Below are 12859 nucleotides of genomic sequence, written 5' to 3'. Positions count from 1 at the left end.
ATAATAAGCCTATGAACTGGCGAGGACGGCTTTCGGTACTGGGGCTCAGTGCACTTCTCGGGCTCTGTTCCCTGCGCACCGCCGATGCCCAGAAGCTGACCAAGCCCGCTGAGAAAGTGGTTAAAGTGGACGCGGTGTACTTTGAGAGCAAAGTAAAACCGATCCTGGAGAAGCACTGCCTCGGCTGCCACGGCGTAGATATCCAGCTCTCCCACTTCGACCTGCGGAGCCGCGAGAGTGCCGTCAAAGGCGGCACACGCGGCGTGGCGATTGTCCCGGGTAGTGCCGAGAAAAGCCTGCTGCACAAGCTCCTCACCGGAAGCCGCGCCCCCCTGATGCCCCCGGGCGGAAAGCTCCCGGCGAGCGAGATTCAGATCCTCAAGCTCTGGATGGACGGCGGCGCGCCTTGGGGCAGCTCGGCCAAACTAGAGACGGCACAGAAGCAAGTCTGGTGGTCATTCAAAGCGCTTCCCCCGCTGAGCGGGGGCCAGGGGGCCGGTATAGACCCCTTCATCACGGCCAAGCTCAAGGCCGCCGGGCTCTCTCTCTCGCCGCCTGCACCGCGCCGGGTACTCATTCGCCGTGTCTATGCCGATCTGTGGGGGCTACCCCCTGCGCCGGAAGATGTCGAGGCATTTGTGCGCGATACCGACCCGAAGGCCTATGAGAACCTCATTGAGACGCTCCTGGCAAGCCCGCGCTACGGCGAGCGCTGGGGGCGGCACTGGCTGGACCTGGCACGCTACGCCGACTCGGGCGGATTCGAGGGCGATAAAGACCGGAACTTGATGTGGCGCTACCGGGACTGGGTGATTGACGCGTTCAACAAAGACATGCCCTACGATGCGTTCGTGCGGCTGCAAATTGCGGGCGACGAGCTCATGCCCAGCGATAATAACGCCTGGATCGCGACGGGCTACCTGGCGTGTGGCCCGCAGGACATTGTGGAAAACAACGCCCGCACCCGCGCCAACGAGCTAGATGATTTGGTCGCTACCACGAGCTCCGTGGTGCTCGGCCTCACCGTTGGTTGTGCGCGCTGCCACGACCATAAGTACGACCCGGTGAAGATGACCGACTACTACCGGCTTGCCGCGATCTTTGCCCCCACCGAGCGCCGCGAGGTGGATATTCCCGGCGGAAAAGCCCAGGCAGTGACAGATAAAGGGGGCACGTTCGGCCCGTCGTTCTTGCTCCGGCGCGGCGATGCCTACCAGCCCGATAAAGAGATCAAGCCCGGCTTTATCTGCTCGCTACCCGGTGGTCAGGAGGAAGTTGGTGCCGCCCTCACAGACGCCAAAACCACGGGCCGACGCGCGGCGCTGGCACAGTGGCTGACAGCCAAAGAGAACCCCCTCACGGTGCGTGTCCTAGTGAACCGTGTCTGGCAGCACCACTTTGGGCGCGGACTGGTTGCCTCCACCAGCAACTTTGGACTCAACGGCGATCTACCAACGCACCCTGAGCTGCTGGACACGCTTGCCCAGCAGTTTATCGAGAGCGGCTGGAGCATCAAATCGTTGCATCGCCTGATGCTTCTCTCGAAAACCTACCGGCAAGCCTCCAACATTCGGACTGATGCGCTCAAGGCCGACCCACTCAACAAGCTCCTCTGGCGCATGCCCGTACGGCGGCTGGAGGGCGAGGCGGTTCGCGATAGCCTGCTCGCAGTCGCGGGGACACTGAACCTAGAGATGGGTGGACCGGCAGTCTACCCCCCTGTGGATCCCACCCTACGCGCCGACACTTTCCAGGGCATGAACTGGCCCGAGGGCGAGGATAGTCCTAAGACCTGGCGGCGCAGTGTCTACGTGAAAGTCAAGCGCTCGCTGCTATTGCCTCAGCTAGAGGTCTTCGACTGCCCGGAGATCACCTACACAGTCGCCCAGCGCAATATCACCACAACGCCACTCCAAGCACTAATGCTCCTCAACGATCCCTTGATCTTGCGCCAGGCCGGGCTCTTCGCTGAGCGACTGAAACGCGAGCGCTCCGGCGATACTTGGGCGCAAGTAGATCGTGCGTATCGGCTGTGCTTTGGCCGAGGCCCTACCGAAAAAGAGCGCCAGCTCAGCCTGCATTTTCTCAAGACGCGCTCACTACCCGAGTTCTGTCACACGCTGATAAATCTAAATGAGTTTGTCTATGTCCCCTGAGTCCCATTGACGTTTACATTTTTGGAGCGTATCTTAAGAACCATGCTGATTCAATTCACCGTAGGCAATTTTCTCTCGTTCCGGGAGAAGACAACCTTCAGCATGGTCGCCTCCCCCGACGAGCCCGGCCACCAAGATCGCGTCGTCAAGATCAACGACAACCTCAGCGTCCTGCGCGTCGCTGCAATCTATGGAGCAAACGCCTCCGGGAAATCAAATCTCCTAAAAGCCATGGCCTTTGCCCAAAGGCTAATTATCAACGGGACACAAGTGGGAGAAAATATTCAGAACAGTCCCTTTCTTCTTGACCAAGAGACACAAGAAAAACCGAGTGAGTTTGAGTTTGTTTTCCTGATAAATAACCATCCAATTTGCTATGGTTTTATCTGTGATAATAATTCAATCTTACATGAGTGGCTGAAAGACGCATCATCCGATGAAGTTATTTTTGACAGAAAAAATACTGAAATCAAAACTGAAATCTCTATAACTGTCATAAATGCATCTTTTCTTGGCAGTAGCCCCGACCGTCTACAATTTATTAAAGAAGGAACTCGGTCAAACCAGCTTTTTTTGACAGAAGCTGCGGAAAGGAACGTCAGCTACCCTCTAGAAATAGTAGAGTGGTTTCAGATGGGTATATCCATCTCATTAGAAGCTTTTAAACCTCCAGAAAATTTCAATAGGCTGACCCAGAATTTTTTTGATACCTTGGGCTCGTTTCTTAGAACCGCAGATACAGGCATAAAAGAAATTAATCTGTTTAGAGATCCCATCAGTGGAGCAGCATCTCTCCAAGCTATTCATGGTAAAGATAGTGTTTCTTTCTCTCCAGAACAGGAATCGGAAGGAACACGACGACTGATAAACCTCTGGCCAATAACATTTACGTCTTTCCATACGCCCCTTGCTCTTTCTATTGATGAGATAGATCAGTCTCTTCATCCTGAAATTTTCCGATACTTCATTGAAGATTGGATTCAAAATTCACGAAATCAGAGCCAATTAATCTTTACAACGCACAATGATAATCTACTGGAAGATGATCTCTTGCGCCGGGATGAAGTTTGGTTGGTGACTAAAAATAAAGAAGGTGCGTCGGAATTGGCTTCGTTGGTTGAGTATAAAATCGAACCGGGAACGAATCTCCAGAAAGCCTACTTGCACGGCTGGTTCAATGGTGTTCCGCGTTTAGGGGCACGTCGCTTTTACCACACGATACGCGAGGAAGGCAACGATGCTGATTCTGCCGCGTAGTGCCAATACCCGGAAACCGAACTCGCTCATGATCGTCCTGGCCGTCGAAGGGGAGCATACCGAGGAGCAGTATTTCAAACCGTTACGCGATGGTAAAATCGACCTCGAAATCCTCTCCACCGAAAATGGCTTCTCCGCCCCTCAGCACATTGAGAAGCGAATGGATAGTTTTCTGGCAACCAATCGCGGATTAGAGGGCGGGGAGTTCTGGCTTGTCCTCGATGTAGATCGCCACCATGCCCTTCAGGAAGTCTGTCAGCGAGCGAGGCAAAAGGGTTATCACCTAGCTGTTAGTAATCCCTGCTTTGAGCTCTGGCTCTGGCTTCATCTGGAGGAAGTAGATATAAACCAGAAGACGTGTAGCCAGCTAGAAATGGCCTTAAAAACTAGGCTCGGAGGCTACAATAAATCAAATTTACCCGTTGAAGATTTCCATCCCTACATGGAAACGGCGATTCGTCGGGCTAAAGCACTGCCGGGTAGCCATACAACTCCCATCCCCATCTTTCCGGGCACCCAAATCTATCAGCTTATGGAAAGAATCCTACTTTCATGAAATCTGGCTATCTTCCCCGACGTGAGTTCCTCACCCGTGCAGGGGGTGGCATTGGCGCACTGGCTCTCAACACGCTACTGGCCGATGCAGGCCGCGCACAAGGTACGGATCCGCTCGCGCCTAAAAAGCCGCACTTTCCCGCGAAGGCAAGGCGTGTTATCTCTATCTTCTGCTTTGGCGGCCTCTCGCACATGGACACGTTTGACCCTAAGCCCGAGCTGATCAAGCAAGATGGTGTCTCGGTGGCAGGCAGAAAAGAGTTCGACACGGGTGGGCGGAGCGCACCCGGCAAGCTGATGAAGAGCCCGTGGGCTTTTAAACACTACGGCAAGTGCGGGATGCCGGTCTCGGACTTGCTGCCCCGTATCGGAGCCTGCGCCGATGATCTGGGACTGATTCGCTCGATGCGCTCAGAGAGCAACAACCACGTGCCCGCTGTGTACCACATGCTCACCGGCTCGATTCTGGCGGGCCGTCCCGGGCTGGGAAGCTGGGTGAGCTACGGCCTAGGCACCGAAAACCAAAACCTCCCCGCCTTCGTAGTCATGACCGATCCGCGTGCCTTGGTCGGTGGCGGTGCGGGTAACTGGAGCGCGGGGTTTCTGCCGAGTAACTACCAGGGAGTCCAGTTTCGCAGCACAGGCCTGCCGGTGCTCAATCTTAAGCCGCCCACGGGCCTCTCGCCCGAAAAGCAGCGCGAGCAATTGGATTTCCTACACCAGCTCAACGATGAGTTTCTTCGCGAGCGACCCCAGGAACAAGAGCTAGCGGCGCGTATTCGCTCCTACGAGCTGGCCTACCGCATGCAGTCCGAAGCCACTGAGGCCGTTGATCTCGGTAAAGAAACTGAGGCCACCAAAGCGCTCTACGGAATGGATAAGCCCGAGACGGAGATCGTCGGGCGGCAGTGCCTTCTAGCGCGGCGGCTGGTCGAGCGCGGCGTGCGCTTTGTGCAGATCTACTCCGGTGGCGGGGTGTTTGACCAGAGCTGGGACGCGCACAACGGGATGGTTGCCAACCACGAAAAACGCGCTCGCGAGATTGATGTTCCCGTCGCCGGTTTGCTCAAAGATCTCAAGCAGCGCGGCCTCTTCGACGACACTCTAGTCGTCTTTCATACCGAGTTTGGCCGCATGCCCTTCACGGAGGGCGGCACGGGGCGCGACCACAACCCAAAGGCGTTCTCGGTCTGGCTGGCGGGCGCGGGCATCAAAGGCGGCACGATCTACGGCGCGTCGGACGAGCTGGGGTATATCGCGTCGGAGAATGTCCAGACGGTCTACGATCTCAATGCTACGGTCTTGCACTTAATGGGCATGGATCACACCAAGCTCACCTATCCCTACAGCGGCAGAAACATGCGCCTCACCGATGTCAGCGGCGAGGTCATCAAGACGATTCTTGCGTGAGCCGCTTCGGTCACATGCGGGTATAATCCCAGTGCTATGAAGCTATTTGCCCACGCGCTGCCGCTCTGTCTGCTCTTTTTGGTTGCTGCCACGCAGCAAAAAAATGCCACCGTCGTCCCTCCCACGCAGCCCTCTAAGCTGAAGTTTGAGAAGATCGTGATCAATGCCAGCTCGGACTTTGAGGCGGCGGGTGCGGCCGACATCAACGGCGACGGCAAGCTGGATATCGTCTCCGGCGACACCTGGTACGAAGCGCCGCGCTGGATGCCCCATAAATTTCGTGAGATTGGGGTTTGGGGGCGCGGGCCGGACTCCAGCGGCTACCGCGCGAGCTTTGCAGAGCTTCCATTAGATGTAAACGGCGACGGCAAGCTAGATATTGTCTCGTCGGACTATGCGAGCGCCGAGCTTTTCTGGCACGAGAACAACGGCAGCCTCACGGAAAACTGGTCACGCCACTCGATTGCCAAGCCAGGCAGTGCGGAGACCACGGTCTTTGCGCCGCTTCTGGGCAAGAACGACAAGAGCGTGCTGCCCAACTGCGGCGGGCAAGTGGTCTGGTATGAGCTGCGCGCCGGCCAGTGGATCGAGCACAAAGTTGGTAGCCAGGGTGCAGGCCACGGCATTGGTTTTGGCGATGTGAACCGCGATGGCAAGTGCGATCTCATCACGCCCAGTGGCTGGTGGGAGAACCTCGATGCGCGAAATGACAAGTGGGCCTGGCACCCGGAGTTTGTGTGCAAGCCCGGCGATCTTAGCATCTCCACCCCTGTCTACGACTTCGACGGCGATGGTAAAAATGACATTGTCTTTGGCAGTGGACACAGCTTTGGGCTCTACTGGCTCCATAATCTAGGCGGTGGCAAGTGGGAGCAGCTTGCGATAGACCTATCGGCATCACAGTTTCACACACTGGTGCTAGTCGGGGATAAAGTATTCACCGGCAAGCGCTACAAGGCCCACGACCACGACCCTGGCGCGGAGGAGCCGCTGGGCCTCTACTATTACCAGTTCGACAGGAAAAAGAAGACCTGGCAGAAGTTTGTGATTGACTCAGGAACCCAGACAGGCACCGGACTGCAAATAGTTGTGCAGGACATCAACCAGGACCGTAAACTAGATATTATCGCGCCCGGCAAGAGCGGGCTGTATCTCTTTTTGGGAAAGTAAATCGCCCCGCGTTTATGCTCGCCCCCAGGAACGGGGGGCGAAGGAGTATTTTTCATGAATCGTAGAGGATTTCTCGCAGGGCTCACCGCACTGGTGCTCCTGCCCTGCGCCGTGAAAGCGCAGGAGCATAAAGTGGATGTTGTCTACGGCCACAAGCTGGGGTGCGCACTGACCATGGATGTCTTCACACCCGCGAAGCCCAACGGAATCGGCGTGATCTGGATGGTGAGCGGCGGCTGGGTCTCCAACCACAACTCCATCAACCCCGGCTGGGCAAAGCTCATGACCGACCGGGGCTTGACTGTCTTTCAAGTGGTGCACGGCAGTCAGCCCAAGTTTGCGCTCCCCGAGATTCTGGAGGACATCAACCGCTCCGTGCGCTTTATCCGCACCCATGCCAGTGAGTACTCCGTGAACCCCAATCGGTTGGGAATCTGTGGGGCAAGTGCAGGCGGGCACCTCTCGCTCATGATGGGGGCCTTTGGTGGCCCTGGCAAAGACGATGCAAAAGATCCCGTGGACCGCGCCTCCAGCGCCGTGCAGTGTGTCGCCGCGCTCTTTCCCCCGACAGATTTTCTCAACTTTGGCAAAGAGGGCGCGATCTCGCTCGATAACCCCATGCTCCAGGTCTTCCGCCCAGCATTTGGCGTTCCCGCCAGTGCGAGCCGCGACGAGCAGCTTGCGCTGCTGAAGAAACTCTCGCCGTACTATGGAGTCACGGAGAAGATGCCCCCGACGCTTCTGATCCAGGGCGATGCCGATCCACTCGTGCCGCTACAACAATCCGTACGACTCGCGGCTCTGCTGAAAGAGAAAAATGTCCCGTATCGCCTTGATGTCAAGCCAGGCAAAGCGCACGGTTGGGTAGGCGTCGAAAAAGAGCTGATTGTGATGTCGGAGTGGTTTGAGAAATACTTAACCCCTCGCGCCCATCGCCAAATCGTGGCCCCAAGCTCTTCATGGAAATAATTTTACGCGTGCCCGCACAGGTACAATGGGATGCATGAAGCACATCCAGCAAACGATCATTGAGTTTCGCACGGGGCAGGTCGTCGCTCCCACAGGACGCGGGGGGCGCTTTGCCTTTTCCGCAGACACGATTCAGGCGAAGATTGCCTCCAGTGAGGTCGAGAGCCTTCCGTGGGCACCGATCACCTCGAGTGAAGGGGGCGAGTTCTCGGGGCGCGGCCTGGGCGTGCTGCGTTTTATGGTTGAGCTGCCTGCGCCTCAGACATTCTTGCTGGCCGCAAGTGGGCACAGTATGGCCTATGTCAATGGAGAGCCGCGCATCGGGGATGTCTATAGTGACAATCGTATCTTCGTGCCCGTGCGGCTCAAAGCGGGCAAGAACGAGTTTCTCTTCCCGGTGGGGCGAGGGCGCTTTGCCGGAAAGCTCGTTCCCATTACCACCGAGCTCTCGATCAACACGGCGGAGCTGACACAGCCCGATGTGGTTCTAGGTGAGAGCGGCCCGCTCTGGGGAAGCGTCGTAGTGGTCAATGCGAGCGAAAAGATGCAACGTGGCCTTAAGCTCATCGCCAATGGCCGCGCCACGGCGGTTCCCCCGCTACCGCCCTTCTCAGTTCGCAAGGCGGCGTTTCAGCTCCTGCCCCCCCGTGAGCTCACGGGCGACGAGCTGCCCGTGACACTGGAAATCGGCGGCGCAAAGGCAAGCTTCTCAATGCGCGTGCGCAAGCCCACACTCACACACAAGCGGACATTTGTCAGCCAAATAGACGGCTCGGTGCAGTATTATGCCGTGAACCCGGCGCAGAAACCCGCCAGCGACAACGCGCTGATTCTCTCCCTACACGGTGCCAGTGTGCAGGCGCAAGGTCAAGCCGAGGCCTACGGTGCCAAAGACGGAGCCACGCTCGCTGCCGCAACCAACCGTCGCCCTTATGGTTTCGACTGGGAGGACTGGGGTCGCCTCGATGCCTTTGAAGTGCTCACCGATGCCGCTAAGCGCTACCCGAACGACCCCACTCAGCGCTACCTCACCGGCCACTCGATGGGCGGCCATGGCACCTGGTCCGTGGGCTCGCTCTTTCCGGGTCAGTTCGCCGCCATCGGGCCCAGTGCGGGGTGGATCAGCTTCGGCACCTACGGCGGGGCCAATCGCCCCGCCAGTACAAACCCTATCACTGCCGTCTTCAGCCGAGCCGCCAACCAGTACGACACGCTGCTCTTTAAAGAGAATCTCAAGCAAGCCGCAGTCTACGTGCTCCACGGAGATGCCGACGACAATGTCCCCGTGACTGAGGCGCGCACGATGCGCAAGGAGTTGGAGGCAGTCAATCATCCGAGATTGCTCTGGTACGAGGAGCCTGGGGCGGGCCACTGGTGGGACAATGACCCGAAAATCCCTGGGGCGGCCTGTGTGGACTGGCCCCCGATGAACCGACTTTTTGCCGCGTGTCGCCGCACTGAGAACCCGGAGAGCGTGTCGCTGGTGACGGTGAACCCCGCCGTCAGCGCCACGAATGCTTGGGCGACAATGGAGCAACAAGAAATTCCTCTAGAAGTCTCCTCGTTCCAGTTGCGGCGCGAGGGTGCGCGGCTGACAGGGACAACAAAAAATACTGCGCGGCTCTCGGTCGCACTCTCGGGAATTCGGGAAGTGACTCTTGATGGCCAGCCACTCACGCATAATGGCAGCCCACTGGCTCTGGAGAAAATCGGAGGGCAGTGGAGGCCCACCCGCAAGCCCGTCCCTACGGCAGAGAAAAGCGCACGCCGCTCCGGGCCGTTCAAGCAGGCCTTCACCCAGCGCTTTATCCTGGTCTATGGCACGGCAGGCACGCCCGAGGAGAACGCGTGGAGCTACGCCAAAGCCCGCTTCGATGCCGAGCAGTTTCTCTACCGTGGCAATGCCTCCCCGGACCTGCTCCCCGACACGGAGTTCAACACAAAACGCGAGCGAGATCGCAGTGTGATTCTCTACGGCAACGCGGACACCAACCGGCTCTGGAAGCAGCTTCTGGGGAAATGCCCCATTCAGGTACGCCGCGACGGCATTATCTTTGGGAATAAGAGCAAAGCCCTGCGCCAGCCAGATCTAGCCTGTCTCTTCGTCTACCCACGCCCAGACTCCGACGTGGGCCTCATCGGTGCGATTGGCGGAACGGGGGTCCCTGGTCTGCGCCTGACCGAGCGCGTGCCCTACTTCACCTCCGGCACCCCCTACCCCGACTGGTGCGTCTTTGGCCCCAAAATGCTCACCGAAGGCATGAGCGGCGTACTCGACGCAGGCTTCTTCGACAACCGCTGGACGCTTACGACGTAATTTCGGGCCAATGGATGATCTCAATGTGCGTCCCACCCGGCGCTTCTAGATAAAACGAGCGGGTGTTGTCTCGGTGTATCTTGATCTCTTTGCCGTATTTTGCGGCGAGCGCTTCAAGCTCCTCGCCAGAGACGCGCCAAGCGAGGTGATTGGGGTGCTGGTCTTTGACCACAAAGGCCAACCGTGCCCCACCCGCTTCCATAAATGCCCAGCTCATATCCTGATAAAGTACCGTCGCCCCAATATGTTCTTGATACCAGGCTACCGCCTCGGCGATATTGGGGACAACCTGCGCGACATGATCGAAGATAAATTTCATTATGTTTACCGTGTGTTTATCGAAAGAGAGAGCGCACCCAGAAGCTGACTAATTTCCAGGCATTCTGGCCCCAAGGGGTGCTGGCAGCAAGCACAATCACGGGGAAAAGTGCAGAGAGGGTCAAAAAGATGAACAGAGGCATGGAGGAACGTCGGTTACTGTAGAGCCGCGAGACGCCGCGTGCATCTACCAGGCGGCTGCCCACTTTCAGGCGTACCAGGAACGTGCTCGCCATCCCCCCACGGCCCTTGTCCAGAAAATCTTCAAGGTTGGAGTGCGTCCCGACCGCCACGATGAGATCAGCACCTTTCTCGTAGGCCAGGAGCAGCGCGGCATCTTCGCTGGTTCCCGCCATGGGAAAGAGTGTGACAGGCACGCCTAGCGCCTCGACACGCTCCTTGCCAGGGGCGCGACCGTCGGGATAGGCATGGACAATGATCTCGGCACCACAGCGCAACGCCGAGTCGCTCACCGAGTCCATGTCCCCCAGCACGAGCTCGGGCCGCACGCCTAGAGCCAGCAGCGCATCTGCTGCCCCATCTACCGCAATCACGACGGGCTTTTGCTCACGCAGATAAAACGAGAGTCGCTCCAGATCTTCCTCGTAGCCCTCACCACGCACCACCACAAGAACATGCCGTCCCATGAGATTGGTTTTGAGCTCTGGAAGCGCCCCCGTCTCCAGCAAGAGCGCCCGCTCCTCTGGTTTCTGGAGGAACTGGAGAGTGTTCTGAGCAAAGTGCTGAAGCTCAGTGTCCAGGTTCTGCCGTGCCGCAGTCAGCCTCTCGTCCAGCAGAGCGCGTGTCATTGGAGCCAGCAGCTTCAAGCGCACATCTTCAAGAGAGAGTCTCTCGCCATCTTTTAGGAGCGTAAAAAGCTCACTATCAGGCGCTTCATAGAGTGGAATACCTGCATCTAGTAGCACCCCCGGCCCCCGGTTCGGATAGCGCCCAGTCACGAAGGGCTGGCAGTTCACAACTGCAAACGGGCGTACTCTCAGCAGCATCTGCGCGGCAACTGCATCTAGGTCAGGGTGATCTAAAACCACAAGGCAACCCGGGGTCAGTGTCGGGGCCAGAACCTTAGTACGCCGTCCGAGGCGTACCTCAACCAGAGGCGACAGTGCCTTTTCCTTCTTTTGAGTGAACAGTTGCCCGCGTGTCATCGTCTGTGCGATTATATCCCTGCTCGGAGTGGGGTACAATGCCTTGGGGCGCTCCCCAAAAAAACAAGGAATACAACCATGACCAAACTTACGTTTCTAGCAGCAATCGCTGCCTTCAGTCTCGGCGTCGCTGCCGTTGCTCAGGATGCCGCTCCCAAACCGGCACAGCAGCGTGCGGGTGGTGGCCAGGGCCGCAATACCGTCCAGGTCTGCGCTATGAAAGGCGAAGCTCTCAAGACCCCGGCCAAGGCCGAGTCGGTGGAGTTCAATGGCAAGAAAGTACTTTTCTGCTGTGTAAACTGCAAAGGCGCTTTTGAGAAGCTAGATGATGCCGCCAAGACCAAAACCGTCACCAAAGCCGGGCTGATCAGCCGCAAGCTCACGGCACAAAAGACAATCGAAATGGTTGACAAGCAGCTCAAGGAGCTCGACGCTATTAAATAGCCCACGGGTTACTGACAACTAAAAAAACAGCCCCGCGACAAAAGTCTTGTCGCGGGGCTGTTTTGTGTTCATGCGCTCTACTCTACTTAAAGAGCTTGGAGTTCGTGTTGAACGTGATCTTTGCGCCTCGTGCCATACCGCCCAGCCACTGCTGCACCGCGTTAGGCTGATTGACACGCAGATCAATTTGCTCTTTCTTAAATTTTGCCTTCTCCGCCGGACTCGCATTCACGCCTTTTTGGACAAGCTTGATAATGTGCCAGCCGAACTGGCTTTTTATCGGAGCCGAGATATCCCCAGGTTTCTGAAGCGCAAAAGCGGCAGTCTCAAACTCCGGGACAAATGTTCCTTTGCTTGCCCAGGGCAGATCCCCGCCTTGTGCACCACTGCCTTTGTCATCAGAGAACTGCTTGGCAGCATCCTCAAACTTGAGCTTTCCCGCGTTGATGTCCACGAGCATCTGGTCAATACGTACTTTCTGATCCTCTTCCCTCTTCTTCTGAAGCTCAGGGGTCAGGGGTTGTTGCGCATCCGCACCAGGCGCAAGCGGAACGGTGGCAAGAAGGATATGAGCAAGTTTGAGCTGCCCGTCGAGGCCACGAACTTCTTTGGCAATGGACTTCTCAAATGCCTTTCGAGCCAGAAGGTTCAGACGAACGGTCTGCGTCACTTCCGCCTCCGTCAGGCCAAACTCACGGGTGATCTGGCTAAACTCCATCATCGCCCCGTTCTGCGCCATCTGTCCGACAATCTTCGCTTTTTCCTCTTTGACTTTTGCCGCAAGCTCAGCGGGAGCGATTGTCACACCGGCAGTCTTGGCGAGTTTTTCAATCACAATCTGCTGAATCAGATCAGGAACCACTTTACGGGCCATAGTCGCGTTAAGTTGAGCCTTCAGTGCCTCAAGGGTAATATCCACCCCGTTGTAACGGGCAACCACATTTGCAGGCATTGCCACCACTTTGGCGGGCTTCACAGGGGGAGTCTTTGCCCCTTGGGGTGCCATACCAACGAGTAGCGCAACAGTCAAATTCAGAATCATCTACAAATCCTTTCCGTCTCACTCCCAGGAATTGTTCCTGGGAGCGGGGCGTTTC

At 57.2% G+C, this 12859-nt stretch carries 11 protein-coding genes; 8 read left to right on the top strand and 3 right to left on the bottom strand.

Annotated elements, in window-relative coordinates; genetic code table 11:
- Positions 1-11: 11 nt before the first annotated feature.
- Genes ACH2ED_RS10045 through ACH2ED_RS10015 form a run of 7 tightly spaced genes read left to right on the top strand, consistent with a single transcriptional unit; the run spans position 12 to position 9834 of the window.
- Entirely contained in the window at positions 12-2156 is a 2145-nt protein-coding gene (locus ACH2ED_RS10045) for a PSD1 and planctomycete cytochrome C domain-containing protein (RefSeq protein ID WP_395090677.1), read from the top strand.
- Between the two features lie 42 nt (positions 2157-2198).
- Entirely contained in the window at positions 2199-3413 is a 1215-nt protein-coding gene (locus ACH2ED_RS10040; protein WP_395090676.1) for an ATP/GTP-binding protein, read from the top strand.
- The gene (locus tag ACH2ED_RS10035) at positions 3394-3969 is read left to right on the top strand and encodes an RloB family protein (RefSeq protein WP_395090675.1); all 576 of its coding nucleotides are present in this window, start codon (positions 3394-3396) and stop codon (positions 3967-3969) included. Before ACH2ED_RS10040 ends, ACH2ED_RS10035 begins: the two co-directional genes overlap by 20 nt.
- Positions 3966-5378, top strand: coding sequence for a DUF1501 domain-containing protein (locus tag ACH2ED_RS10030; RefSeq protein WP_395090674.1), 1413 nt, complete (start codon positions 3966-3968; stop codon positions 5376-5378). The genes ACH2ED_RS10035 and ACH2ED_RS10030 overlap by 4 nt, the downstream gene beginning before the upstream one ends.
- A gap of 36 nt (positions 5379-5414) precedes the next feature.
- Positions 5415-6548, top strand: a complete 1134-nt coding sequence (locus tag ACH2ED_RS10025; RefSeq protein ID WP_395090672.1) for an FG-GAP repeat domain-containing protein — start codon at positions 5415-5417, stop codon at positions 6546-6548.
- 54 nt (positions 6549-6602) lie between these two features.
- Positions 6603-7517, top strand: a complete 915-nt coding sequence (locus ACH2ED_RS10020; protein WP_395090670.1) for an alpha/beta hydrolase fold domain-containing protein — start codon at positions 6603-6605, stop codon at positions 7515-7517.
- A gap of 34 nt (positions 7518-7551) precedes the next feature.
- Positions 7552-9834, top strand: a complete 2283-nt coding sequence (locus ACH2ED_RS10015) for a prolyl oligopeptidase family serine peptidase (protein WP_395090668.1) — start codon at positions 7552-7554, stop codon at positions 9832-9834.
- On the opposite strand, the gene ACH2ED_RS10010 is transcribed toward ACH2ED_RS10015, so the two are convergent.
- Positions 9824-10153 carry a VOC family protein gene (locus ACH2ED_RS10010; protein WP_395090667.1) on the bottom strand — a complete coding sequence of 110 codons (330 nt, stop codon included), beginning with the start codon at positions 10151-10153 and terminating at the stop codon, positions 9824-9826. The genes ACH2ED_RS10015 and ACH2ED_RS10010 overlap by 11 nt on opposite strands.
- A 16-nt stretch (positions 10154-10169) precedes the next feature.
- Positions 10170-11318: a putative cytokinetic ring protein SteA gene (steA, locus tag ACH2ED_RS10005; RefSeq protein ID WP_395090666.1), complete on the bottom strand. Its 1149-nt coding sequence runs from the start codon at positions 11316-11318 to the stop codon at positions 10170-10172.
- 78 nt (positions 11319-11396) lie between these two features.
- On the opposite strand from steA, the gene ACH2ED_RS10000 reads away from it, so the two are divergent.
- Positions 11397-11762 (top strand): hypothetical protein, encoded by a 366-nt coding sequence (locus ACH2ED_RS10000; RefSeq protein WP_395090665.1) that lies wholly within the window; start codon positions 11397-11399, stop codon positions 11760-11762.
- An 82-nt stretch (positions 11763-11844) separates the two neighbouring features.
- On the opposite strand, the gene ACH2ED_RS09995 is transcribed toward ACH2ED_RS10000, so the two are convergent.
- Positions 11845-12804, bottom strand: a complete 960-nt coding sequence (locus ACH2ED_RS09995; RefSeq protein WP_395090664.1) for a peptidylprolyl isomerase — start codon at positions 12802-12804, stop codon at positions 11845-11847.
- Positions 12805-12859: the final 55 nt, after the last annotated feature.

It is taken from the genome of Armatimonas sp. (assembly GCF_043757465.1).
In the GTDB taxonomy this organism is placed as follows: Bacteria; Armatimonadota; Armatimonadia; order Armatimonadales; family Armatimonadaceae; genus Armatimonas.
The sequence above is the reverse complement of the archived record's forward strand: the minus strand, read 5'-3'. Positions and strand labels throughout refer to the sequence as shown.

Bases quoted from the DNA above. Each gene is read 5' to 3' on its own strand.
- ACH2ED_RS10040 (WP_395090676.1), top strand. From the start codon at position 2,199: ATGCTGATTCAATTCACCGTAGGCAATTTTCTCTCGTTCCGGGAGAAG.
- ACH2ED_RS10025 (WP_395090672.1), top strand. From the start codon at position 5,415: ATGAAGCTATTTGCCCACGCGCTGCCGCTCTGTCTGCTCTTTTTGGTT.
- ACH2ED_RS10015 (WP_395090668.1), top strand. From the start codon at position 7,552: ATGAAGCACATCCAGCAAACGATCATTGAGTTTCGCACGGGGCAGGTC.
- ACH2ED_RS10020 (WP_395090670.1), top strand. From the start codon at position 6,603: ATGAATCGTAGAGGATTTCTCGCAGGGCTCACCGCACTGGTGCTCCTG.
- steA (WP_395090666.1), bottom strand. From the start codon at position 11,318: ATGACACGCGGGCAACTGTTCACTCAAAAGAAGGAAAAGGCACTGTCG.
- ACH2ED_RS10035 (WP_395090675.1), top strand. From the start codon at position 3,394: ATGCTGATTCTGCCGCGTAGTGCCAATACCCGGAAACCGAACTCGCTC.
- ACH2ED_RS10000 (WP_395090665.1), top strand. From the start codon at position 11,397: ATGACCAAACTTACGTTTCTAGCAGCAATCGCTGCCTTCAGTCTCGGC.
- ACH2ED_RS09995 (WP_395090664.1), bottom strand. From the start codon at position 12,804: ATGATTCTGAATTTGACTGTTGCGCTACTCGTTGGTATGGCACCCCAA.
- ACH2ED_RS10030 (WP_395090674.1), top strand. From the start codon at position 3,966: ATGAAATCTGGCTATCTTCCCCGACGTGAGTTCCTCACCCGTGCAGGG.
- ACH2ED_RS10045 (WP_395090677.1), top strand. From the start codon at position 12: ATGAACTGGCGAGGACGGCTTTCGGTACTGGGGCTCAGTGCACTTCTC.
- ACH2ED_RS10010 (WP_395090667.1), bottom strand. From the start codon at position 10,153: ATGAAATTTATCTTCGATCATGTCGCGCAGGTTGTCCCCAATATCGCC.